This is a genomic window from Mucilaginibacter sp., assembly GCF_025362475.1.
GTDB lineage: Bacteria > Bacteroidota > Bacteroidia > Sphingobacteriales > Sphingobacteriaceae > Mucilaginibacter.
The window spans coordinates 17,711-41,932 of record NZ_JANYGH010000043.1; the positions used below are offsets into that span (position 1 = coordinate 17,711).

A 24,222-nucleotide genomic window follows, 5' to 3' on the forward strand; every position below is an offset into this window, starting at 1 on the left:
AAAGTGGAAGTAATAAAAAGTATCATCGATTTTATACTGCATATTGATAAGCACCTGGTACAAATAACCAGTGCATACCAGGGTTGGACGTACCTTATATTGTTTGCCATCATTTTTGCGGAAACCGGTTTTGTTGTTACTCCTTTTTTACCCGGCGACTCCTTGTTGTTTGCAGCAGGCGCCCTTATAGCCGGTGGAAAATCGGGCCTGGATATTTATTTATTGACTATTATATTGATTGTAGCCGCGTTTGCCGGCAATACGGTGAATTATATGCTTGGCAATTTTTTAGGCCCCAAAGTATTTAAGGAACACAACAAGATATTAAAGCTGGATTACTACTTAAAAACCAAGGCCTTTTTTGATAAACATGGAGCAAAGGCTGTTATTTTTAGCAGGTTTATGCCTATCATCCGTACCATTGCGCCATTTGTGGCGGGGGTAGGCCGGATGCCATTTTTAAAGTACAGCTTGTATAATATTATTGGTGGGGCTTCATGGATAGTTGTTTTCCTGTTTGCGGGATTATGGCTGGGCAAGGTTCCGTTTTTTGAAAAGAATTTCTCACTGGTTGGCGTAGCCATCATCCTGATATCTATTATTCCGCCAATTTATGCAGCTGTAAAGAGCCGCACTGTTAAACGTAAAAGGCAAACAGTATAATATTAAACTTTATTAAAAAACATCCTATTGTTTTGCCACTGTTGGTAAATGGGGAGGTGTTTTAATGCTGATAGTAATCGTAGGAAGATCCGGCTGGCCGGCATCAACCCATGCCGAATACCAGAAACTACCAACCGAGAGGATTGACGCACGCATTCGCCGTTCAACCATGCCTTTTAATATTTTTTGGTAGGCCAGGGTATAGGCTGGTGAATAATCTTTGATCTCTTTTTTGCCATGCAACACCATGCTGTATTTCTTATCAGCCGGGAAACTTCTGGTCAAAATTCTTTCAAAACGCAATACGGTATCCACACTTTTAAAGGATGTGCGGCAGATACTGAAGGCCTCGGTCAGTGGATTTTCAATGTAACGGGCCCTGCCAACTTTTAAATTATACTTGTCGCTGCAAAGCTCGGGTATGCGGCTTTCCCATAAACCGTGTATGCCGGTTTGGCCGCTTAACTGGCCATTATAGTTTTGGGTAAGATGTAAGGGCACATGAGCATCAGCAATGTAATGACCCAGGTTGGCTGATGTGTTGAGAATAGCGGTGGTATCATGGGCCTTAAACGCCCGCACCAGTTTATAATACTGGTATTGTATGGTCCATGGAACAGTACCATACTTATCCAATGTATCTGCCGAATATTTGGCTGCCGCATCGGTCCATTTCTGGGGCATCGCAGCCCATGGGTGTTTGCCATAGTGGTCGGCATCAAAAAAATGTCTTGGGGCTTCTGTAGAATCAACGTAACGGCGTTTATCTGCGCTTACGGCATGTTCAACTATATAGTTGATGTTGGCCTTGTAAAAAGGCGCTATGTCCCTGGGGAGGGTGTAAACGGCCATGCGGTTGATGCGATAATGGGCAAAGAAACCCCATGACGAGCAGAGTATAATTAAACCGATGCCTGATAAACCTAAAACGATACTCCGCTTCATGAAGTAAATATGGGTTTAAGTTTTGAGTTTTAGGGCAGAGGAGCTATAATTTTCCTACATAAAGCTTGGTGTCATAATTAATGGTGATCACATCATTTTGTTGATATTTATTAAAAAGGTTTTTTAAGTCGGTCATCATTGATTCATACCCTGTTTCATCTTTTGTGGGCATATACGACGAAGAAAGTAACCGACCGGCCGATCCATCAAAATCAAATATCTGCTTGTTTTGAAATACTTCCAGCTTAACTGGTTCGGGAGCAAAAAAAGCACCGATATGTTCCTTATCAATATTACGATGGTCAACTTTAACATAATCTTTACCATGTTTTATAATGAGTTGATCATACTCTTTTTCAAAATCCGATTCTGTTTTTCGTTCATTCCATATTAGCGCGACAAAACCACCGGGCTTTAATATTCTTTTAAACTCGGCCCTTGTTTTTATAGCATCAAACCAATGGAATGCCTGCCCGGCTATAACCGCATCCAGGCTGCCCGATTCAAGGCATGTATTCTCAGCAGTACCATTTATAGCTTTAAATCCGGGAAAAAGGTTCAACAGTTCTATTGATTTTTTCCTCATCTCCAGGTTGGGCTCAACGGCTATTACTTTATAGCCGGCAGTGAGGAATAATGCTGTTGATATTCCTGTACCTGCTCCAATATCTGCAATTAATTTATCTCTGGACAGATCATAATTATCCTCCAAAAATTCAACAATAGTTTTGGGGTAGTGGGGTCTGTACTTCACATAATCATCCACCCGGTTACTGAACCTGGTTGTGCTGTTGCTTGTCATGTTGCGTTAGTTGACTATTGAAAAAAGCAGCATTAGGTTAAATTTGTTTTTAATAATTTAACCTCGATGAATTTAATAACCCTCAAAACAAGCTGAGCAACTGAATTTAACTTGAAAACTAAAATTAAAAACAACTTGCATATTTAAATTTATCGCCCTATATTTGCAGTCCTTAAAATAAGTAGAAAAAGAATAACAAAGCTATACGATGGCAAATCATAAATCATCTTTAAAAAGAATCAGATCAAACGCTGCGAAGCGTCTGCGCAACAGGTACCAGGCTAAAACAACCAGGAACGCTATTAAAAAATTAAGAGGCACTACCAGCAAAGCTGATGCAAGCGCTCTATTAACTAAAGTGATCTCTATGCTGGACCGTTTAGCTAAAAAGAACGTTATTCACAAAAACAAAGCTTCAAACAATAAATCGAAGCTTACTAAATTTGTAAATACTTTAAGCTAACATTAGCTTCTAAAATATTAAAAGGGATTTTACCATTGGTATCATCCCTTTTTTTGTTTGCAAGGTTTTTCATACTTTAATGCCGTGGAAAACTACGATAACAAGATCGGTATAAAATCATGGGCCGAAGAAGATCGCCCGCGCGAAAAACTAAGCGGACAGGGTAGACGGGCCTTAACGGATGCCGAACTGATTGCCATCCTCATTGGCTCGGGCAGCCGGAATGAAACCGCGGTTGAGCTCAGCAAGCGCATTCTGCACCATTACGAGAATGATTTGAATAAGCTGGGCAAAGCCTCCATTAGCGAATTATCTAAATTTAAAGGGATAGGGGAAGCCAAAGCCATATCCATCATTGCCGCATTGGAGATCGGCCGCAGGCGTAACGACAGCGAAACAAAAGCGGTAGATACCATTGGCAGTAGTCGCGATGCTTATAATATCATGCGCCGGCACCTGGTGGATCTGAACCACGAGGAGTTCTGGATCATATTGCTGGGCCGCTCGCAAAAAGTGTTAGGCAGGGAGCTGATCAGCAAAGGTGGCCTGGCCGCAACGATATGTGATCCTAAAATTATTTTTCATGCCGCCTTACAGCACCAGGCCAGTGGGATTATATTGGTACATAACCATCCATCGGGTAATTTGAAGCCCAGCCAGGAAGATCTCACACTCACCAAAAAATTAATTGCAGGCGGCAGGCTACTTGATATCAGTATTTTTGATCACCTCATTATCACCGACAATGGCTTTACCAGTTTGGCCGATGCTGATTTGATGTGAGGGTAGATGTGCAAATTTCAGATTTCAAATGCGCAGATGGTTGTGATTCGATATTAACTAAAAATGTACTCCAACAATGAAATTCAATCTGATAAATAAATTCTTCAAAAGCAACCAGGATGGATCTTTTGAACTTCCAGATGGTTTTGCGGCTGATGAAAAGCAGAAAGAGCTCATTAAGGAAATTTCCTTAATGAAACCTGAAAAGAGAATGGGAAAAGTTATTTTCTATGGTGACTCTGCCGATCCGCGATATTATCCGCTTATAAAATGGACCTTACTTTACGATAGTGATATCAGCGTTAAGTTTTCGGCTTTGAAAAGAATTCACTTATTTAAAGCTGATCCAGATGTTGTTAAAACCCTGGAATCATTAGGCCAACAAGGTAATAATAAGAATCTTGAACCTTATTATTCAATGGCAATGAGCAGAGTAGGAATAATTTCAAAAGAGGAATTTGAAAAACGGATAAATCGATAAAGTTAATCTTCATTTGCGTAATGTGCTAAAACTTCATCTACACATCTGAAATCTGCATATCTGCGCATCACTATTCGCCCTAAATTGTATCTTTGCCGATTATCATTTCTGAATAATGAAGATATCGTATAACTGGCTTAAAGAATTTATTGATACCGATAAAACTCCCCAGGAAATTTCAATCATCCTTACCGGTACCGGTTTGGAGGTAGAAAGCCTGGAAAAAGTGCAACCCATTCCCGGCGGATTAGAAGGCCTGGTGATAGGTTTTGTAAAAGAGTGTGTTCAACACCCCAATGCTGATAGGCTACGGATCACCAAAGTTGATGTAGGTGGCCCTGAAGACCTCCAAATTGTTTGCGGAGCTGCTAATGTGGCTGCCGGGCAAAAAGTGGTTGTAGCTACTGTGGGTACTACTGTATACCCAACTGCAGGTGAACCATTCAAGATCAATAAATCAAAGATCCGTGGTGAGGTATCTGAAGGAATGATCTGCGCCGAGGATGAGATAGGCCTGGGAACCGATCATGCCGGTATCATGGTACTTGATGCTGATGCTATAGTTGGCACATTAGCAAAAAACTACTTCAAGCTGCATGACGACTTCATGTACGAAATAGGCTTAACCCCTAACCGTGCGGATGCCACATCGCATTTAGGTACAGCCCGTGATATTGCCGCGTTTTTAAAGATCGGCATAAAAAAACCTGATGTGAGCGAGTTTAAGGTTGATAATACCAGCCGGACTATTGAGGTTGTGGTGGAGAACGAGCAGGCAAGTCCGCGTTATTCTGGTTTAACAATTAGCGGTGTTGAGGTTAAGGAATCGCCGAAATGGTTAAAAGAAAGGCTGGCTGTTATCGGCATCCGTTCTATCAATAATATTGTGGATGTTACTAACTATGTACTGCATGAACTTGGGCAGCCATTGCATGCTTTTGATGCCGATGAGATAAAAGGGGATAAAGTACTGGTTAAAAACTACGCCGAAGGAACTGTTTTTAAAACGCTGGACGACGTGGACCGCAAATTATCAGAGAACGACCTGATGATTGGTAATACCGAAGAGCCAATGTGTATTGCCGGTGTATTTGGCGGTGCGCAATCCGGGGTTAAATCAACTACTAAAAATATTTTCCTGGAGAGTGCTTATTTCAATTCGGTATCGGTACGTAAAACATCTAAACGCCACGGTTTAAAAACTGATGCATCATTTAGGTTTGAGCGTGGTACAGATCCGGATATGACTGTTTTTGCTTTGAAGCGTGCGGCTTTGTTGATACAGCAGGTTGCAGGTGGTAAGGTATCGTCACAAATTTCTGATCATTATCCTGCTCCGGTTGCACCTTTTGCTTTCGATGTTACTTATAAAAATATTGACAGGCTAATTGGCCAGGAAATTACACATGGCGAGATCAAGGCGATCATCGAGGCGCTTGATATCAAGATAGTGAATGAAACTGCGGATTCGCTGTCGTTACAAGTGCCCCCATATCGTGTTGATGTAACCAGGGAGGTTGATATTGTTGAAGAGCTCCTGCGGATTTATGGCTACAACAATATTCATATACCTACACAGATCAGGGCTTCGTTGAACACTTCGCAAAAAGCCGAAAAGGATACCGTTCAAAACCAGATTTCGGATTTATTGACAGCTAATGGCTTTAACGAGATCTTATCCAATTCGTTAACAAAATCTGCCTATTCAGATAACCTGAATGTTGCGGTAAAGATATTGAACCCCTTAAGCAGCGACCTGGATGTAATGCGGCAAACCTTACTATATTCTGGTTTGGAAGCAATTGCTTATAATCAAAATCGCCGCAGTGCCGATTTGAAGTTTTACGAATTTGGTAAAGTGTACAGTGTAAAGGATGATAAATACAGCGAGGTTCAACGTTTCTCTATTTTTATTACCGGTGCAGATGTAGCCGAGCAATGGAACCAAAAGCAAAAGCCCGTTTCATTTTACAATTTGAAAGCTATTGTTGACGGTATTTTGAAACGGTTAAGCATTACCGACTTTGTTGTTGAAGATGCAACCTGTAGTAAACTGGCTTTCGGGCTGCAGTACATGTTAAATGGAAAGCAGCTGGTGAAATTTGGAACAGCAGGTGCAAACGCGCTGAAAAAGGTAGACGTAGACAAAGAAGTATTTTATGCTGATTTTAACTTCGACATGGTATTGGCAGCGGTACGTAAAAATGTAATAGTTTACCAGGAGGTTTCTAAATTCCCGGCAGTTCGTCGTGACCTGTCTATGTTGGTTGATAAGGCTGTTTCATTTGGTCAGCTTAAACAAATAGCGCAGAGAACAGAACGTAAGCTATTGCAGGAAGTTAGTGTATTTGATGTTTACCAGGGCGATAAATTGCCGGCAGGTAAAAAATCATATGCGCTGAGCTTTATTATACAGGACAGCGAAAAAACGCTTACCGATAAAGCCATTGATTCCATAATGCAGAAATTAATTTATAATTTAGGAAAAGAAGCAGGAGCGGAGATTAGGAAGTAATTATTGAATTATTGAGTTAGTGAATTAGTGATTTTTCGCTTTTTTATTAAGTCGGTAAATAAATTGAATAATTCCGAAATTTAGTAAATCAATAATTAAAAATGCCTTCAGTAGCAGAACAGTTAAATAAGATAGTTGAGAAAACCGAAAGGCTAATTGAGCTCTGCGCTGCTCTGCAGGAGGAAAATGATTTGTTGAAACTGGAGAGTGAGGCCCTTACTGTTGCACTTGATGCAAGCAAAAATAAGACGAAAGACCTGGAAGAAAAGCTTCGTGTATTGAAACTTGCAAAATCATTTTCAGAAACAAATGAAAAAAGTGTTGACATTAAGCAAAAAATTAACGACTTTGTGCAAGAAATAGATAAGTGTATTGTATTATTGAAAAAATAGTACAAAAAGTGAAAAGCTCAATGGGAGAAATCTCAATAAAAATAAATATTGCTGACAGAGTTTACCCCTTAAAGGTGAACATGGAAGAAGAAGAGATAATACGCAGAGCGGCCAAACTAATTAACGACCGGATAAAAGAATATCAGGAAAATTATGCAGTGAGGGATAAGCAGGATCTGCTTTCGATGTGTGTGTTGCATTACGCAACATCATCATTAAAAGCAGAGAAGAAGGTTAACGTTGAGGATACTGACGTTGCTGAAAGGGTTTACAAGTTGGACCATATGCTGGACGAATTTTTTTCGAAGTAATAAACGTTCTTTAAATATATACAGAGCACATTTAAGATTTAACCGCAGTTAAATTTTGGGTTTCACTATTAAAAACTTAACGCTTCAATATGAGCGGATCAAAGAGGCATGCGTTACTATATGTACTAACGTAACCCATGATTCCAATATCCGAAATGAAGTTTTTAAATACATGATACTTGAAAATTAGTTGCGGTTTTTTTATATACATACATACCAATAAACCTAAAATGGACATTTTACTATACATTATTATCGGCTTGCTTGTTGGCTTAGGCCTTGGCATAGTCATCGGGCGCTTCCTGTTACGGAAGCTTTTTAAAGACCAGGAAACATCGGCACAGAATAAGGTGAAAAAAATATTAAAAGATGCTGAAAACAATGCCGAGATCCTGAAGAAAAATAAATTACTGGAAGCCAAAGAGAAGTTTTTACAAATGAAAGCTGAACATGAGCAGGAAGTAACAAATAAAAATAACAATGTAAACCAACGCGAGAATGGCGTTAAACAAAAGGAGCAATCATTAAACCAGCGCCTGGAGAACATGAACCGCAAGGAGAATGAGCTGGATAATACGCGCAAAAACCTGGAGAAACAAACCGAAATTGTTGTTAAAAAACAAGAGGAAGTTGAAGTTTTGAAAAACTCACACGTACAGCAATTGGAAACCATCGCGGGTTTATCTGCTGATGATGCCAAGAACCAATTGGTTGATACTTTACGAGAAGAAGCGCGCTCAAAAGCCATGATCCAGATTAAGGATATTGTTGACGAGGCTAAACTTACAGCTACCAAAGAGGCTAAAAAGATAGTTATCCAAACTATTCAGCGTACTGCTACCGAGAGTGCTATTGAGAACACGGTTTCTATTTTTAATATAGAAAATGATGAGATCAAAGGCCGTATCATCGGTCGTGAAGGTCGTAACATACGGGCTTTGGAGGCTGCAACCGGGATCGAAATCATTGTTGATGATACCCCTGAGGCGATCATTCTTTCGGGATTTGACCCGGTAAGGCGGGAAATTGCAAGGCTTGCCATGCACCGTTTGGTAACCGATGGCCGTATTCACCCTGCCCGTATTGAGGAGGTGGTTGCTAAAACTAAAAAGCAAATTGAAGAAGAAATTGTAGAGATAGGCGAGCGTACCGTAATTGACCTGGGTATTCATGGTTTACACCCCGAGTTGATCCGTATGGTTGGCCGTATGCGTTACCGTTCATCTTACGGGCAAAACCTGTTACAGCACTCTCGTGAGGTAGCTAACTTCTGCGCTACTATGGCTGCCGAATTAGGCCTTAATGTGAAGATGGCAAAACGTGCCGGATTATTGCATGATATTGGTAAAGTGCCTGATGATAACCCCGAACTGCCACACGCTATTTTGGGTATGCAATTAGCCGAAAAATATAAAGAGCATCCTGAAGTTTGTAACGCTATTGGCGCTCACCATGATGAGATCGAAATGACCTCCATGTTATCTCCGATAATTCAGGCTTGTGATGCTATCTCAGGTGCCCGTCCGGGTGCCCGCCGCGAGGTTGTTGAAAGCTACATTAAACGCTTGAAAGAACTGGAAGAGCTGGCTATGTCATATCCTGGTGTGGAGAAAACTTTTGCGATACAGGCTGGCCGCGAACTGCGGGTTGTAGTTGAAAGCGAAAAGATAAGCGATGCCCAATCAGAAGTATTGGCTGCCGATATATCAAACCGTATTCAAACAGAAATGACCTATCCGGGTCAGATAAAGGTTACCGTGATCAGGGAAACCAGGTCTGTAGCCTTCGCAAAATAATTAGCGAAAAAAAATTAATGCAAACCCTTTCGGCTATTAGCCGGAAGGGTTTTATATTTACAGTAAAATGGCTTCAAGTAAAATATCAAACAACAAAAAAAGTGACATGCCCGGGAAAACAACGGATGCTGATGGAACCCGTGCGGTTGATGTTTATTTTGCCAAATATGCCGAGAGTCACCAAAACTCAACAAATGAGTTGATTCATTTTATTTGTATCCCGCTTATTGTATTTAGCCTGCTTGGATTAGTATGGTCTATTCCGTTTCCCAATCTTAGCTTTTTAGGTGCCTACAATGGGGTGTTTAACTGGGCATCGTTTTTAATAGCTTTTAGCATTTATTACTATCTTAAGCTATCACCCATGTTATCGTACCTGATGCTATTTATATTGTTTGGCTTTAGTTACGCTATCATTGGGATAGAGCATTGGCACAAAACAGGTGGCCCTGCACTGTGGCAGGTTAGTTTGATCATTTTCCTTGTATCGTGGGTGGGGCAATTTATAGGGCACAAAATTGAGGGGAAGAAACCGTCTTTCCTTGATGATATTAAATTTCTGCTCATCGGCCCCATATACCTGCTTCACCTGGTGCTTAAAAAGCTTTCTATTAAGTATTAGATTAAAGCGAAAATCCTCATCCTCATGAGGATTTTAAAAGATAATTAATCTTGTAAATCAGGCGCTAAACTATTTACTCCGCGAAATAGTGATGCAAACCTGCTTGCCATTTGGTTAAACAAACCTTCATCAACGCAATATCTGATATTGCCCTTATGCCCGGCAACTTTTATTATTCCCAGGGTTTTTAATTCAGCAATATGCTTGTTAATTGTTTCATGGTTAAATGGGATCGTGTGGAAATTTTCTTTGGTTATTGAATTGCCATTGGTTATTATAAGGCGGATGATTGCCACCCGTACAGGTAGTGCTAAAGCTTTGGCAAAGTTGGCAAGTTCGTTATCAGTGTTTGAAAATTTAGAATCAATAAAAGGCATAATTATTCAACGATGTTAATGAAAATTGGTGCTGTGACGAATGAACTTATAACGCAAATTCGTCGCGATTAAAATAAATGGTTAATGGGGGAGGCTTTAGGAGCAATGTTTACTAAAAAATCATGCTCAATCTCCGGCGAAGGTTTCCACAATCAATCAATGAAAGTTTTCTAAATCTTCAAATTTTCCAGGTACGGATGAGGGAAAAGATATTGTCTGAATAAATAGTCTTAAAATTCCGGAAGAAGTTTTTTGTAATCGACTGCTTTTGGGCAAAAAATAAGCGCGTTTGGGCAAATCTGAGAAAGGGTGTGGCAAAAAGGATAAGGTTTTTACCGGAAATTACTCTTGGCCGCGATAAAAGAACAAAAGGGACTGATTTATTACCATCGTAATGGGAAATGGTACAGTGGTAAATTTTGGCGCCACTTTTACTTAAAATAGAATAAGCTTGTTTGTTGCTTGTATTGTGGTCTTTTGCACACCTTGTAACATAAACGCATGAAAAAAAGAGGTATAACACAGCTATAAATAAAGATAAAATCTTTTTGCTTACAGTGGCTGTGTTCATATTATACGGCAGGATGGATTTAAAATGCCAAATGTATGCGCCTGATATTAGCCCCGGGTTAATAAATGATTAACATAACATCACTGAGAGGTAGTATTTGTTAGATATGAGGAAATTATCGCTCAAATATACTGTGGAGGTGTAATTTGTAATTTTGCTAATGTTCTTTTTTCCGGCTCAGCTTACCGGATTATTGATTGCATTAAGCATATCTTCAAACGCTTCGGTATATTCATTCCAACGTTGCTGGTTTACATCATATAATGATTTTTTGCCATCAATAGTAAATGTAATGAGATGTGCATCTAATAATTCCTTTAGGTGATGAGATACTGTTGGCTGCGCAAGAGGCAATATTTCAACTATCTCGCCACAGGTAAGATGAGGATTCTGTGCCAAAATACGTAATATAGCTATCCTTGCAGGATGAGAAAGCGCTTTCGCTATCATTGATATATCCTGATCTATTAAGGAAAATTCAGCTTTTTTGTGATTAGCCATATTAAAATTGTGCTGCAAAGATATAATTGAAACCAAACCGTGGATGCATTTAACTTAAATCTTCATCTAATCTTCATTTATCTGCAATCTAAATTCAATATAAATTTAATATCTAAGATATTCGATTTGATAATTTTGAGTTAACATGAAATTAATACGCCCCGGGTAGTTTTGCAGCTGATTAAAATTAGCACGTGAAAAAATTACTCATCCTTTCGTTAATATTTACTTTTTATACCGGTTTACTATTTGCGCAGGGAACTGGCAAAATTGCAGGTAAGGTAATAGACCAAAAAACAAGCGAAACTCTTATAGGTGCATCTATAGGTATTCAAGGCTCAACTAAAGGGGCATCTACCAATGTTGACGGCCGGTACATTTTGTCGGGATTACCAACAGGTAAGTACACCATTATTATTAGATATATAGGGTATCAAAGCAAATCGATATCAGACATTGAGGTTAAAGATGGTGCAGTTACCAATCTTGATGTAGTAATGCAGGCGGCCGCGACAAATGCCTTAAAGGAAGTTGTAGTAACAGCCACTTTTCGCAAAGCATCGGCGGCAGCGCTTTATGCGGTTCAAAAAAACAGCGCTTCTATCTCTGATGGTATCTCATCAGAAATAATAAAAAGATCACCAGATAGAAGTACAGGTGATGTTTTGAAACGGGTGAGCGGTACAACAATACAGGACAATAAATTTGTAATTGTAAGAGGGCTTAGCGATAGGTACAACACAGCATCTTTAGATGGAACACCACTGCCAAGTACCGAACCTAACCGTAAAGCATTTTCATTTGATATTGTACCTGCTTCCCTGGTAGAAAACATTGTTATCAGTAAAACTGCTACACCGGATATTCCGGCAGATTTTGCGGGCGGTAACATACAAATCATAACTAAGGATATTCCCGATCAGAACTTTGTGAACCTGGGCTTGGGGTACAGTTATAATTCGCAAAGCACATTTAAGAATTTTAAAAGTGGCTACCGTAACACAAGCGATTATTTTGCTTTTGATGGTGGTGCAAGGTCTTTAGTGAAAACTTTCCCAACAACCGATCAAATCGTAAATCCTCCCGGTTTAACGGCTAAGCAAAATCTGCAATCAATAAGTTCATTAAATAACGACTTTGCAATTTATAATAAGAACGCCTTTTTGGGTCAAAATTATCAGTTTACTTTAGGCAACGTAAAGGAGATTGGTGAAAATAAAAACCGGTTTGGTACCACTATAGCCTTAACCTACCGCAATGCCGAAACTACTACGCCTGGGCTGGTAAGGCAATACAATAACTTTAACTTCACGGAAGACCAGTATAAATTTTCGACCAATGTTGGTGTTCTGGCCAATTTTGCCTACAGCTTTGGTAAAAATAAGATTACGTTTAAAAACTTATACAACCGGGTTTTTGATGATGTATTTACTTACCGTACGGGCTCAAATACAGCAACCACCAGTTTCGACAACCGTTATTACACCTATGATTTAACGCAGAAATCGTTATTAAAATCAACACTTGATGGTGATCATAAAATAGGAGAGGGTAATGCTAAATTAAATTGGAGCCTTGGTTACAGTAAAGTTTTGAACGATCAGCCAGATCAGCGTAAGATAAACTACGTGAAAAATGGGCCCAACGACCCTTACATTGCCAGCATAACCAGTTTAGGTAAAGAGAATGCGCGTTTCTTCTCCAAATTGGATGAAAATATTTACTCGGGCAAGGTTGACTTTAAACTACCTGTAAAGATGTTTAATCAAACCAGCAATTTTAAAATTGGTGTATCATCTCAGTACCGCGATCGCGCATTTGACGCGCGCTTTTTAGGGGTAGATATCATTGATGGATCAAGCGATATTCGTCTTCGTCCTATTGAAACGCTGTTTGGCCAAAACGCTATTAATTCGGGCGCATTCAAGTTAGATGAGATTGCCAACTATAATGACAGGTATACTGCACATAGTTACACTAACGCTGCTTATGCTATGCTTGATAACAAGCTAAGCGAAAAAATACGAGTGGTTTATGGCGTTAGGGTGGAGAAATTCGACCTTAGTTTGAGCACAAAAGATCCTAACAAAACGCAGCCCCAGGCGGAGTTAAACAATACTGACTTTTTACCATCAGTAAATTTTACCTATAGCTTAACAACCAAGGCCAATTTCAGGGCTTCCTACTACCGCACGCTTGCCCGACCAGAATTTAGGGAATTAGCACCATTTGCCTATTACGATTATGAATTACTGGCAACACAGCAGGGTAATCCTAACTTAAAACGTACACAGATTGATAATTTCGATTTGCGTTATGAGTTATATCCTTCTGCCGGGCAAATATTTTCGGTATCGGCTTTCTATAAAAAATTCACCAACGCTATTGAGCCGAGTATTGATGATGTAAACTCATCAACAACGATATCCTATTTTAATTCAAAATCGGCTTACGTTTATGGTGCCGAACTAGAGGCCAGGAAATCGCTTGATTTTATAAATGAAACAGGCTTTTTTAAAAATAGCTCGCTTTATGCAAACCTTGCAGTAACAAAATCAAAAATTCAAAACTCTGATAATCCCAACCTGCTGGAACCCAATAGACCTTTGGTTGGCCAATCGCCGTACGTAATCAACGCAGGTTTTCAGCACACTGCCTTTAATAACGCATTGTCGCTAAATATTCTGTATAACCGTCTGGGTAAAAGAATATTTTATGCCGGTGGCCAAAACTTTCCAAGTATTTATGAAGCGCCAAGAGACGTGATTGATTTTCAATTAGGTTATAAGGTGCTGAAAAATAAAGGCGAGATTAAGCTAAACGGTACCGACCTGTTCAATCAAAAAGACACCTTCTATTTTGATAAGGATAAAAATCCAAAGGGGGGAACAGGTAATACTTTTAAAAGATTTACACCGGGTGCAACCTACTCACTATCTTTTAACTACACTTTTTAACAAAAATCAAATTAACAATAAACTAACAGTTTTAATCGAACACAAAATTATTATGAAAAAACAAGGATTATTTTTAGCACTGGTTGTAGCTTTATTCGCTACTGCTTGTAGCAAAAAAAGCACTACTATTGACCCGGTTGTGCCACCAAAAGATACTATTGTAAGTACAACAGTTAATGTATCTGGCGATATTAAAGTGAACACTACATGGAAAGCTGATAAGATTTATGTATTGAAAGGCTTTGTATATGTAACGGATGGCGCAACATTAACCATCGAAGCCGGAACAATTGTAAAAGGCGAAAAAGTTACCAAAGGTACCTTGGTAGTTACACGTGGTTCAAAAATTATGGCCGAAGGAACTGCATCTAAACCTATTGTATTTACTTCTTCGTTTCCAGCAGGTACACGTTCTGCCGGCGACTGGGGTGGTATCATTTTATTAGGAAAAGCTCCTGTTAACCAAGGCGATAATGTTGGTATTGAAGGTGGTTTGGACGATAAAGGAAATCCGGCTAAATACATTCAATATGGTGGTACTGTAGCTAATGATAACTCTGGTACATTAAAATACGTACGTATAGAGTATGCAGGTATCCCTTTTTCACCAGACAATGAGATCAATGGTCTTACTATGGGTGGTGTAGGTTCAGGTACTACGCTTGACTTCATCGAAGTTTATCGTTCAGGCGATGATTCATACGAGTGGTTTGGTGGTACTGTAAATGCAAAGCACCTTTTAGCCATTGGTGGTTTGGATGATGATTTCGATACCGACTTTGGTTTCTCAGGTAAAATTCAGTTTGGCTTATCACAACGTTACCCTACAATTGCCGATATTTCTGGTTCAAATGCCTTTGAATCTGATAATGATGCTAACGGATCAGACAAAACACCTCAAACCGCTGCTATCTTTTCAAACATGACCTTGTTAGGTCCTATCTCGGCTTTAGGTGCTAAAAACATCAATGCTAACTATCAGCATGCTGCTCAGCTTCGCCGTAACTCTGCCGAAAGTATATTCAACTCCGTATTTGCAGGTTTTGTTGAAGGTGTTTATATTGATGATTCAAAAGTAACAACTCCTAAATCAACATCTACAAACTATACTGCGGGCCGTCTTGTTTTTCAGAACAACCTTATATTCGGAAGCAACCTGAAACTAAACGAAGTTAAAGGTGAAAACAAAACTTTGTTTGAAACCAAACTTCGTGCAGAAAATACTTTTGATGCTTTATTGTATGCAGGCGCTGTAATTACAGATCCTTTCAAATATTCATCTGATTTTGCTAACGCTGGTGCACCTAACTTTACTGTAAAAGCAGGTTCAGCAGCAGCAACAGGCGCATTGTTTACTAATGCCAAGATCAGCACTGATACATTCTTTGATAAAGTTGATTACCGTGGCGCCTTTGGTGCAACAGACTGGAGTGCTGGCTGGGCTAATTTTAACCCACAAGTACTACCTTATACTACACCTGGTGCAGTAAATTAATTCAAAATAATGTAATAAAAGAGAGGGGAGCGTTTGCAACGCCCCCTTTCTTTTTAAATTAAAATAAAGAAATTGCTTACATTTATAGCTAATCGCCTATTACATTAAACAGATGTTAATATAATAATACAGTGTTAATCTTAAGTTAACATTAGGGGCTGACTTTTGTGTTCAAAATAAACACAAATGAAAAAGCTCTACTTTATCCTTTTATCACTGCTGATCATTGGGGTTGCTAATGTCGCTAATGCGCAGATTACTACCTCTTTAGTTAGTGGGAAAGTTACCGACCAAAAAGGTGTAACCTTGCCAGGTGTAACTATTACCGTACTTAATACAAGTACCGGTACACGTTACGGTTCGCAAACCAACTCCGATGGTCGTTACACAATTGCCAACGTTAACCCGGGTGGTCCTTATACCATCACTGCTACTTTTGTCGGATTTAAAAAAGATGAAAGATCAGATATCACTTTAAGTTTAGGTACAGCTACCTATAACTTCGCGCTTGCAGATGAAACTACAACTTTATCTGAAGTGAAGATTAAAGGTACTGCCGGTGGTACAAAAACAGGTGCAAGTACCCGCATCAACCAAAATCAAATCAAAAACCTGCCTACAATTAACCGCAGCTTACAGGATTTGACAAGGTTAACACCTCAAAGTAACAACAACTCTTTCCAGGGAACCAACTACCGTTACAATAACGTAACACTTGATGGTGCCATCAATAATGATGCGATTGGTTTTAGCCCATCATTAGGTGGACAAAACAACGCTTCTGGTCAGGTTGGTAGCAGTACACGTACAAGCCCGGTATCATTAGATGCTATACAGGATGTACAGGTATTGGTTGCACCTTACGATATTAAAATTGGTAACGTATTGGGTGGTAGTATAAATGCTGTAACCCGTAGCGGTACAAATGATTTTTCGGGTTCAATTTATGGTTACGGTCGTGGTGCTTTCTTAGTAGGCCCCAATAACGCATCTGCCGCTGCAGGTGGCGATGGTTCAAAAATACCTTCTACATTTCATGATTACCAAACTGGTATCCGTTTAGGTTTCCCAATCATTAAGAATAAATTATTCTTCTTCACCAACGAGGAGATTGCCCGTCGTCAGGATCCTGTTATCCGTGGTGCAGATGCAAGTGGCTCAAGCCAGATCCTTAGCTTGCAGGATGCTAAAAACCTTACAACTGCTTTCCAACAATTTACAGGCGGTTTAAGTCCGGGTACTTATTCAAATAGCTCTATCTACTCGCACTCAAATAAATTCTTTAACAGGTTAGATTGGAATATCAATGATAACAACCAGTTAACCATCCGTAACAATACCATCAGCTCAACAGCTACAAACTTAGAGCGTGATCAACAAAACTTCCGTTTTGGTGGCATTGATTATGTATCTCATAACAACTCAACATCAACTGTTGCTGAGTTAAAATCAAGGTTTTCAAATAGCGCGAGTAACAGTTTAGTTATTGGTTACTCAAACGTACATGATTACCGTGATCCTACTTCAGATCCTTCTTTGCCGCAGATTGAAATAACCGGCCGTACGCCGGGTACTACCATATTTATGGGTACCGACCGTGAGGCTGCTATATTTGATATGCACCAAAAAACTACTGAGTTTACCGACAACTTTACTTTAACAAAAGGTAGACACACATTTACGTTTGGTACACACAACGAGTTTTATAACATCACTTACAACTTTGTAAACGCATGGAATGGTCGTGTTGCTTACAGCAGTATCGAGAATTTTATAGCAAACTCACCTTCACGTGTACGTGCTAACTTTAACTATACTGATAACACTCGTGATTATATCATAGCTCATCCATCAGCTCAATTTAAAGTTAACCTGATGAGTTTATATGGTCAGGACGAGATACAGCTTACCGATAATTTCAAATTAACTGCAGCTTTACGTTTGGATTATGCAGGCGTACCTAACAAACAGCCATTGAGCAGCAAAACAACAAATGCTCCTGTTGATTTAAACTACGGTAATACATTTACCTACACTAAGCCACGCGACATCAAACAAAATTATTTGAACAATGTTGAATTTAACCCACGTTTATCATTCAATTATGATGTAAATGGCGATCAAAGCTTAATTGTACGCGGTGGTAGCGGTTTATTCACCGGCCGTGTACCTTTTGCATGGTTTGGTTATGCGTTTTACAACAACGGTGCTACTTATGGCGCTTATGATAATAAATCTGCTCAAAAAGTTGGTACTAACCCGGTTCAAACATCTCCAACAGGAGGTTTAAACTATGTTAATCAGCAAGGTTTCAATACTGCAGCTACAGGCCCAACCCAGGTAGATTTAATTGACAATAAATTTAAAATGCCACAGGTTTGGAGAAGCAGTTTAGCGTTTGATTATACAACTGATGACCAATGGAAATTTACTTTGGAAGGTATTTATACTAAAACCGTTCATGATTTGAAATTCCAGCAGGTAAATACTAAGGATAGCGTAACTTATTATTCTTACGATACCCAACACCAACAGCCAATATTTGTAAATCAAAAAGTTAACTCATCTTATACTAATGCTTATGAGTTATCAAACACCAGCCTTGGCTACCGTTATAGCTTAACAGCGCAGGTAGGTAAAACATTCCCTTTTGGTTTAAGTGGTAACGTTGCTTATACTTATGGCCATTCAAAAGATGTTACCAATGGTATCCGTAACTCAATGGAATCAAACTGGCAGTTAAACCAGGCTTTAAATCCTAATAATCCAGGTTTAGCCAACTCAAATTTTGATATCCGTCACCGCATTGTTTCAAACGTAAACATCCGTCATGACTGGGATGCTGCCAAAAACTACACTGCAAACTTTAGCTTCTTCTTTAGCGCGCAATCTGGTAACCCATATACTTATGGTTTTTATCCAAGTTCAATTGACGGAACAGGCCAACAAGTTAGTTTAGCTTACATTCCTAAACAAGGCGAAACAGCTAACTTCTTTACTGATATAGTAGGTGGACAAACTGCTGCACAACAAGCAGCTGCATTTGATGCCTTTATTGATAAAAGCAGCTACTTATCATCACGTCGTGGTAACTTTACTCAACGTAATGGAGGCTTTACGCCATGGAATAATCAACTTGATTTCCGTTTTGCTCAAGACTTTAAATTCGGTAGCGGTAAACACAAACAAGTGATCACTTTCACTTATGATATTGTTAACCTTACTAACTTGCTGAACAAAAAATGGGGTCAGTATTACTTCTCAGCTAATACTTTCAACTCAACTTCAAGCATTGGTTTAGCTCCAGCTAAAAACGGCACACCAAGTTTTGGTAATGCAGCAACAACATATCCAAAATATACCTTTGCAGATCCAGGATTACCATATTCTGTTGATTTATTTGCTTCACGCTGGCAAATGCAGTTTGGTATACGTTACGCTTTCTAACATTACTAAACACACCATAATAGCGAGTCCCTGCAGGTTTATCCGGCAGGGACTTTTTAGTTTGTATGGTCAATCAGTAATGGCCTGTTTATACTTATTCTTAAAATATAAGTAAAACGGAATTCCGCTTAAAATTAAAAACAGGCCGATAATGGATGCCTGGGTTTGGGTAATAATGGTATTTATCACCAGGATAACGCAAAATAAAATAATGATGATTGGAATTACAGGGTAGCCAATAACTTTGGCTGTTACAATGCCTTTCATCTTCATCCGTATCAGTCCCAGCGTAGTTAAGCCGAAAAACGCGTACGATGCAAATATAACCAGGTTAGTAATTTGATCGAAAGTGCCGCTGCAAACAAGTATCACGCTCCACACAGCCGAATAAAGCAGCGCGATATGAGGGGTGCTGAATGATGGATGAACTACAGCTGCCTTTTTAAAGAAAACGCTCTCCTGCGCCATCCTAAAATAAATCCTTGGATACGATATAATGCAGCCGTTAAGTGCGCCAAAGGTACATACCATAATAAGTACAGCTATAATTACAGCACCGGCTTTACCCATTAAAATACGGGCAACTTCGGCAGCCGCTATCTTATCGGCACCCAGTACGGCCAATTGTGATACCGGCAATACTTTCATATAGGTATAGTTAAGCAGTACATACAGCGTCATGGCGATGCCTACGCCGCCGATAATAGCTAAGGGAATATTGCGCTTTGGATTTTTGATTTCGCCGGTAACAAAAGTAATATTGGCCCAGCCATCATAAGCCCATAGCGCGCTAAGCATGGCGCCAAATAAGCCACTAAATAAGGCTGCGCCCTGCGGATGAGTTACAGTAGATGTTGTCGCCTGGCTTGCGACAGAGTGATCGCTGTATATTAACCCCGAAACGATAAGCAGTAAGATGCCCAGTATTTTGGCTGCCGTTACAATGTTGTTTAAGATCCCTGCCTTATTTACGCCCCTATAGTTTACCCAGGTTAGCAACATAATGGTAAGTACGGCCAGTATTTTAATTCCCGAATCGGCAAATGGATATATGGATTGCGAGATGCCGACATCTTTAAATGTATTAAGTGGGTTGGGTAACGGAATAAGCGTATTAACAGACTGTGCAAATACAAATGATAAAGCCGCAATAGCGCCACTACCAACTATGCTGAAGATTGTCCACCCGAACAAAAAAGCAACAAAGTCTCCATAAATAAGTCGAAGATATTCATAAACACCGCCCGTTTGGGTTGTCATGGAGGCAAGGCCGGCATAGGTGAACGCACCAAATATGGTAATAATGCCCGCTATTATCCAGGCCATTAAAATATAAGGCTCGCTGCCCAGCGTTTGCGACATGGGCACAATTTTTTTAAACACGCCCGAACCGATCATGATGCCCGCTACCAGCAAAATGCCGGTGGGCAGGCCAAGTACCTGTTTTAAATGGCTGCCGTTTTTAGTATCGGGTTTGTTTTCCTGCATGATCTTTTTTGGGATTTTGAAATGATCAAACAATATAAGTTAATTCGGGAGATAATATTGTGACAGGGTAGGTAGGTATAAAACAAAAACACTCCACCGGGCTGGCCAATGGAGTGTTTTTGTTATGGAGGGTATATTTTAAATGCTATCCTATAAATTTTTACCCAGTTTATCTAAAATATCCTGTGGTACCTGCTCCAGATCAAGCACCAGGAAGCCATCCAGGCAATCGGCAAATTTAGGATCGATATTAAAGCTGATAATTTTCGCGTTAAGGGCAATGTATTGGCGCAGCAATACAGGTACTTTCATATTGCGTGTTTCTACTTCTGATATCAGGTTATCCAGGCCTTTAAAGCTATCCTCGCCAGCCATTAATAAATCGGTATCAATACTTGAAAAATCAACCTTGAACTTTTTACGCGGCTTTACATATTGTGCCAGTTCGTGATCAAAGTGATTCCGGTTTATATAATCAACTATCAGCGATTTGGAGAATTTTGAAAACGAGTTGCTGATACTTACCGGCCCAATCAAGTACCTGTATCTTGGATTATCTATCAAAAATTTAAGAATACCTTTCCATAACAGGAACAGCGGCAGGGGCTTGGTTTGGTATTCCTTGCGGATCCATGAGCGGCCAAGCTCTAAACTTTTACGCAATACGGGGGTAAACTGGGTTTTAAGCTTAAAAAGCTCGGTAATGTAAAAGCCCTTTTTACCTACGCTATAAAATATCTCATCGCCCAAGCCAATACGGTAAGCGCCAACAATCATTTTAGCCTCAAAATCCCAGATGAAAAGGTGGTTATAATAAATATCGTATTCATCAAGATCGATACTTTTGTTGGTGCCTTCCCCAATCTCCCTGAAAGTTACTTCGCGCAGACGCCCAATCTCGCGTATTACATTTGGGATAACCGATGTAGGTACTATAAATACCTCGTAGTTTTTTTCGGTCCATACTTTATAATTCTCCCTCAGGGGTGCAATTTCCTTTTCAAGTGTTACCGCATCAATTTCGGGAACAATATCAGTTGGCAGCCTTTTTATCTTAAACAGGTTGCGCGGGTTGAATATCTTTTTTTCTTCCTCTAAACCTGTACCTAAAGCATAAGTGCGGGCGCGTAAAAAATTAAGAAGCTTAGCGCTGTTATTATAATCAGGAATCTCCAGCACGTTAATGGGTTTACCAATACGCAATTTAATGGTATGCCCATGCTTGTTAAATAACTCAGAAGGCAGCTTAGCCGTACGCAGGGCAGGGTGGATAAGACTTAATAAATTAAATAGTAAGCCATTATTGCCATGGAAATAAATAGGTACAACCGGTACTTTAGCCTTGGCTATTATTTTACCAACCACCGGGTGCCAAAGCCGATCAGTTACCTGCTGTTGCTCCACTTTAAAGGTTGATACTTCGCCGGCCGGAAAAATACCTATTGGCGTACCGTTATTCAAAAGCTCGAGCGTGTTTTTTAAACCGCTGATGCTTGAAGAGTGCTCTACGTTTTCAAATGGATTTACAGCAATAAAAAAGTCGGTAAGGTTGGGGATCTTTTTTAGTAGAAAATTGGCCATCAGTTTGGCATCAGGCCTTACTGTTAGTAACAGTTTTAAAAGTACCAGGCCCTCAATACCACCATAAGGATGGTTGGCAATGGCAATAAAGCTGCCTGTTTTGGGTATGTGCCTTAGGTCGCGTTCATCAAATTCAATGTCAATACCGCAACCGGCCAAAATTGCATCAATAAATTCGATGCCTTGTTTGGGCTGTGCCTGGGCAAACAAATCGTTTACCTGGTTAATTTTCATGATTTCCATCAACAAAGCGGCCAGGCCAGGCATTTTCAGCTTATCAAGTTTAGTGGCTTTGGCAAACTCTTCGGTGGTTATTACTTTCATTTTTAAATAACAATGTATTTTATTAATAAATAATATTCTGAAATTTCATTTACTTTAACGCCTGATAGTTCATAATGATGAAAACGCATATTAAAACTTACCTATCCATAACTAAAAAAGAATGGAACGGAATGGTAGTGTTAATTATTTTAACGGCATTGGTTTTGGCAGCTCCATATATTTATCAGGCAAACCGCAAAGATAATACAATAAATTTTAATGATTTTAATAAAGCGGCTGCGATACTTGCCAAAGCTAAAGGTATAGAATTGGATGACGATCTGGCTACAAAAACATATAGACACGTAAAAATCAACCTGTTTGCCTTTAATCCTAATAATTTACCGGTGGCCGATTGGGAAAAACTGGGACTAACTGAGCATCAGGCAAACGTCATAAAAAACTATGAGGCTAAAGGCGGCAGGTTTTACTCAAAAGCAGACGTAAAAAAAATCTACTCTATTACTGATACCGACTACAAACGCCTGGAACCTTATATCAACTTACCGGCTAATGATCATTACACAAAGAAAGCGGCACCCGGCGAGGTTATAGAAGTTAATGGCGCCGATTCGGCAAGGCTCATGATGATCAGGGGGATAGGGCCAGCATTCGCCAGGCGTATTATAAGGTACCGGGAGCGTTTAGGTGGCTTTTACAAAAAGGAACAGTTGAAAGAGGTGTTTGGTATCGATGATGTTAAATTTGCCGAAATTAAGGATGCTATAGCTGTAGATGGACGAAACATTAGAAAACTTGATGTAAATACAGCCACCTTTAATCAATTGCAACGTTTCCCTTATTTGAGCTTTAAGCAGATGAATGCCATTTTGGAATACCATACCCAGCACGGCGATTATGAATCAATTGACGATATGAAAAATATTGCCATACTGGATGACGGAATTTTGCGTAAAATTGGGCCTTATTTAGTTTTTAAATGATTACCGAGCAAATAAAGAAAGCCATACGCGATATTCCTGATTTCCCTAAGCCTGGGATAGTCTTTAAGGATATTACTCCGATATTAAAAGATCCCATTTTGTGCGATAATATTATCAATGCCTTTGTAGAACAATTGAAGGGTACCCGGATTGATGTTATAGCAGGTATAGAAAGCAGGGGATTTTTGTTTGGACTTACGCTGGCCACCAAACTGGGTATCCCGTTTGTGCCGATTCGTAAAGCGGGCAAGCTGCCATTTACTATAAAACAGAAAGCATATAAACTGGAGTATGGTGATGCAATAATTGAATGCCACACAGACGCTTTTGAACCCGGGCAGCATGTCCTGATTCATGATGATTTGCTGGCTACCGGCGGCACAGTAACTGCCGCCAGTGAACTCATTGCAGAAATGGGCGGCATAGTAGCCGGTTTCTCTTTTGTGGTTGAGCTTGGCTTTTTAAAGGGCAGAGAACGGATAGCGTCTATCAGCGATACACTGGTGGTATTGGCTGAGTATTAGCTTTGCAGTATCAAGTAGTTAGTATCAAGTAGCAAGGTTTTTGTTCAGGTGATTCTGTCTGAACCAGAATTTTCAGAATTAAAGAATTAGCAGAATTTAATTCAGAAAATCCCAATAGTTCTACAAATTCCGGTTTGACTTGATTTTTTGCGTTAGGGATCGGCGCGGATACCGGCCCATGTGGATAAGGCCTGTGAAGTATGAGCATAGAGCCCGGCCGCAGGCAACGCCCGTAGTAGT

General features: G+C 39.7%; 20 protein-coding genes. 14 read left to right on the top strand and 6 right to left on the bottom strand.

Features of this window, described 5'->3' with window-relative positions; genetic code table 11:
- Positions 1–3 precede the first annotated feature (3 nt).
- Positions 4–663 (top strand): VTT domain-containing protein, encoded by a 660-nt coding sequence (locus Q0R88_RS14370; protein WP_295717218.1) that lies wholly within the window; start codon positions 4–6, stop codon positions 661–663.
- A gap of 24 nt (positions 664–687) precedes the next feature.
- On the opposite strand, the gene Q0R88_RS14375 is transcribed toward Q0R88_RS14370, so the two are convergent.
- Together Q0R88_RS14375 and Q0R88_RS14380 are read right to left on the bottom strand one after the other, a co-directional pair.
- Positions 688–1,608, bottom strand: coding sequence for a zinc dependent phospholipase C family protein (locus tag Q0R88_RS14375; protein WP_295717220.1), 921 nt, complete (start codon positions 1,606–1,608; stop codon positions 688–690).
- Between the two features lie 43 nt (positions 1,609–1,651).
- Positions 1,652–2,410 (bottom strand): class I SAM-dependent methyltransferase, encoded by a 759-nt coding sequence (locus Q0R88_RS14380; RefSeq protein ID WP_295717222.1) that lies wholly within the window; start codon positions 2,408–2,410, stop codon positions 1,652–1,654.
- Between the two features lie 208 nt (positions 2,411–2,618).
- Here Q0R88_RS14380 and rpsT point away from each other — a divergent pair, with 208 nt between their 5' ends.
- The 8 genes from rpsT (at position 2,619) to Q0R88_RS14420 (ending at position 9,773) form a co-directional block, all read left to right on the top strand.
- Entirely contained in the window at positions 2,619–2,873 is a 255-nt protein-coding gene (gene rpsT / locus Q0R88_RS14385) for a 30S ribosomal protein S20 (RefSeq protein WP_295717223.1), read from the top strand.
- A gap of 84 nt (positions 2,874–2,957) precedes the next feature.
- Positions 2,958–3,656, top strand: a complete 699-nt coding sequence (radC, locus tag Q0R88_RS14390; RefSeq protein WP_295717224.1) for a DNA repair protein RadC — start codon at positions 2,958–2,960, stop codon at positions 3,654–3,656.
- Positions 3,657–3,732: 76 nt separating this feature from the next.
- Positions 3,733–4,137, top strand: coding sequence for a hypothetical protein (locus Q0R88_RS14395; protein ID WP_295717226.1), 405 nt, complete (start codon positions 3,733–3,735; stop codon positions 4,135–4,137).
- Between the two features lie 115 nt (positions 4,138–4,252).
- Positions 4,253–6,652: a phenylalanine--tRNA ligase subunit beta gene (pheT, locus tag Q0R88_RS14400; protein ID WP_295717228.1), complete on the top strand. Its 2,400-nt coding sequence runs from the start codon at positions 4,253–4,255 to the stop codon at positions 6,650–6,652.
- Between the two features lie 101 nt (positions 6,653–6,753).
- Positions 6,754–7,044, top strand: a complete 291-nt coding sequence (locus Q0R88_RS14405; protein ID WP_295717229.1) for a hypothetical protein — start codon at positions 6,754–6,756, stop codon at positions 7,042–7,044.
- Positions 7,045–7,064: 20 nt separating this feature from the next.
- Positions 7,065–7,355 (top strand): cell division protein ZapA, encoded by a 291-nt coding sequence (locus tag Q0R88_RS14410; RefSeq protein WP_295717230.1) that lies wholly within the window; start codon positions 7,065–7,067, stop codon positions 7,353–7,355.
- A gap of 230 nt (positions 7,356–7,585) precedes the next feature.
- Complete coding sequence (gene rny / locus Q0R88_RS14415; RefSeq protein WP_295717233.1) at positions 7,586–9,151, top strand: ribonuclease Y; 1,566 nt, start codon at positions 7,586–7,588, stop codon at positions 9,149–9,151.
- A 106-nt stretch (positions 9,152–9,257) separates the two neighbouring features.
- Positions 9,258–9,773: an Mpo1-like protein gene (locus tag Q0R88_RS14420; RefSeq protein ID WP_295717235.1), complete on the top strand. Its 516-nt coding sequence runs from the start codon at positions 9,258–9,260 to the stop codon at positions 9,771–9,773.
- Between the two features lie 44 nt (positions 9,774–9,817).
- Here the strand turns inward: Q0R88_RS14420 and Q0R88_RS14425 are convergent, their stop codons facing one another.
- Both Q0R88_RS14425 and Q0R88_RS14430 read right to left on the bottom strand, forming a co-directional pair.
- Entirely contained in the window at positions 9,818–10,150 is a 333-nt protein-coding gene (locus tag Q0R88_RS14425; protein ID WP_295717236.1) for a helix-turn-helix transcriptional regulator, read from the bottom strand.
- Between the two features lie 748 nt (positions 10,151–10,898).
- A complete protein-coding gene (locus Q0R88_RS14430; protein ID WP_295717239.1) occupies positions 10,899–11,222 on the bottom strand; it encodes a metalloregulator ArsR/SmtB family transcription factor in 324 nt (107 codons plus the stop codon).
- 194 nt (positions 11,223–11,416) lie between these two features.
- Between Q0R88_RS14430 and Q0R88_RS14435 the strand changes: the two genes are divergently transcribed.
- From Q0R88_RS14435 to Q0R88_RS14445, 3 genes are all read left to right on the top strand, one after another.
- Positions 11,417–14,179, top strand: coding sequence for a TonB-dependent receptor (locus tag Q0R88_RS14435; protein ID WP_295717241.1), 2,763 nt, complete (start codon positions 11,417–11,419; stop codon positions 14,177–14,179).
- Between the two features lie 52 nt (positions 14,180–14,231).
- Positions 14,232–15,674, top strand: coding sequence for a hypothetical protein (locus tag Q0R88_RS14440; RefSeq protein ID WP_295717242.1), 1,443 nt, complete (start codon positions 14,232–14,234; stop codon positions 15,672–15,674).
- Positions 15,675–15,860: 186 nt separating this feature from the next.
- On the top strand, positions 15,861–19,121 hold the full coding sequence (locus Q0R88_RS14445; RefSeq protein WP_295717244.1) for a carboxypeptidase regulatory-like domain-containing protein: 3,261 nt from the start codon (positions 15,861–15,863) through the stop codon (positions 19,119–19,121).
- A gap of 69 nt (positions 19,122–19,190) precedes the next feature.
- Here Q0R88_RS14445 and Q0R88_RS14450 read toward each other — a convergent pair whose 3' ends face one another.
- Positions 19,191–20,609 carry an amino acid permease gene (locus Q0R88_RS14450; RefSeq protein ID WP_295717247.1) on the bottom strand — a complete coding sequence of 473 codons (1,419 nt, stop codon included), beginning with the start codon at positions 20,607–20,609 and terminating at the stop codon, positions 19,191–19,193.
- 150 nt (positions 20,610–20,759) lie between these two features.
- Positions 20,760–22,514, bottom strand: a complete 1,755-nt coding sequence (locus Q0R88_RS14455) for a GNAT family N-acyltransferase (protein WP_295717248.1) — start codon at positions 22,512–22,514, stop codon at positions 20,760–20,762.
- Positions 22,515–22,588: 74 nt separating this feature from the next.
- Here Q0R88_RS14455 and Q0R88_RS14460 point away from each other — a divergent pair, with 74 nt between their 5' ends.
- Both Q0R88_RS14460 and Q0R88_RS14465 read left to right on the top strand, forming a co-directional pair.
- Complete coding sequence (locus Q0R88_RS14460; protein WP_295717249.1) at positions 22,589–23,458, top strand: helix-hairpin-helix domain-containing protein; 870 nt, start codon at positions 22,589–22,591, stop codon at positions 23,456–23,458.
- Positions 23,455–23,982: an adenine phosphoribosyltransferase gene (locus Q0R88_RS14465; protein ID WP_295717250.1), complete on the top strand. Its 528-nt coding sequence runs from the start codon at positions 23,455–23,457 to the stop codon at positions 23,980–23,982. Before Q0R88_RS14460 ends, Q0R88_RS14465 begins: the two co-directional genes overlap by 4 nt.
- Positions 23,983–24,222 lie beyond the last annotated feature (240 nt).

What these genes read in the sequence shown, in the direction of transcription:
- Q0R88_RS14375 (WP_295717220.1), bottom strand. Translation starts at nt 1,608, where the DNA reads ATGAAGCGGAGTATCGTTTTAGGTTTATCAGGCATCGGTTTAATTATA.
- Q0R88_RS14380 (WP_295717222.1), bottom strand. Translation starts at nt 2,410, where the DNA reads ATGACAAGCAACAGCACAACCAGGTTCAGTAACCGGGTGGATGATTAT.
- rpsT (WP_295717223.1), top strand. Translation starts at nt 2,619, where the DNA reads ATGGCAAATCATAAATCATCTTTAAAAAGAATCAGATCAAACGCTGCG.
- Q0R88_RS14395 (WP_295717226.1), top strand. Translation starts at nt 3,733, where the DNA reads ATGAAATTCAATCTGATAAATAAATTCTTCAAAAGCAACCAGGATGGA.
- pheT (WP_295717228.1), top strand. Translation starts at nt 4,253, where the DNA reads ATGAAGATATCGTATAACTGGCTTAAAGAATTTATTGATACCGATAAA.
- Q0R88_RS14405 (WP_295717229.1), top strand. Translation starts at nt 6,754, where the DNA reads ATGCCTTCAGTAGCAGAACAGTTAAATAAGATAGTTGAGAAAACCGAA.
- Q0R88_RS14410 (WP_295717230.1), top strand. Translation starts at nt 7,065, where the DNA reads ATGGGAGAAATCTCAATAAAAATAAATATTGCTGACAGAGTTTACCCC.
- rny (WP_295717233.1), top strand. Translation starts at nt 7,586, where the DNA reads ATGGACATTTTACTATACATTATTATCGGCTTGCTTGTTGGCTTAGGC.
- Q0R88_RS14420 (WP_295717235.1), top strand. Translation starts at nt 9,258, where the DNA reads ATGCCCGGGAAAACAACGGATGCTGATGGAACCCGTGCGGTTGATGTT.
- Q0R88_RS14425 (WP_295717236.1), bottom strand. Translation starts at nt 10,150, where the DNA reads ATGCCTTTTATTGATTCTAAATTTTCAAACACTGATAACGAACTTGCC.
- Q0R88_RS14430 (WP_295717239.1), bottom strand. Translation starts at nt 11,222, where the DNA reads ATGGCTAATCACAAAAAAGCTGAATTTTCCTTAATAGATCAGGATATA.
- Q0R88_RS14440 (WP_295717242.1), top strand. Translation starts at nt 14,232, where the DNA reads ATGAAAAAACAAGGATTATTTTTAGCACTGGTTGTAGCTTTATTCGCT.
- Q0R88_RS14445 (WP_295717244.1), top strand. Translation starts at nt 15,861, where the DNA reads ATGAAAAAGCTCTACTTTATCCTTTTATCACTGCTGATCATTGGGGTT.
- Q0R88_RS14450 (WP_295717247.1), bottom strand. Translation starts at nt 20,609, where the DNA reads ATGCAGGAAAACAAACCCGATACTAAAAACGGCAGCCATTTAAAACAG.
- Q0R88_RS14455 (WP_295717248.1), bottom strand. Translation starts at nt 22,514, where the DNA reads ATGAAAGTAATAACCACCGAAGAGTTTGCCAAAGCCACTAAACTTGAT.
- Q0R88_RS14460 (WP_295717249.1), top strand. Translation starts at nt 22,589, where the DNA reads ATGATGAAAACGCATATTAAAACTTACCTATCCATAACTAAAAAAGAA.
- Q0R88_RS14465 (WP_295717250.1), top strand. Translation starts at nt 23,455, where the DNA reads ATGATTACCGAGCAAATAAAGAAAGCCATACGCGATATTCCTGATTTC.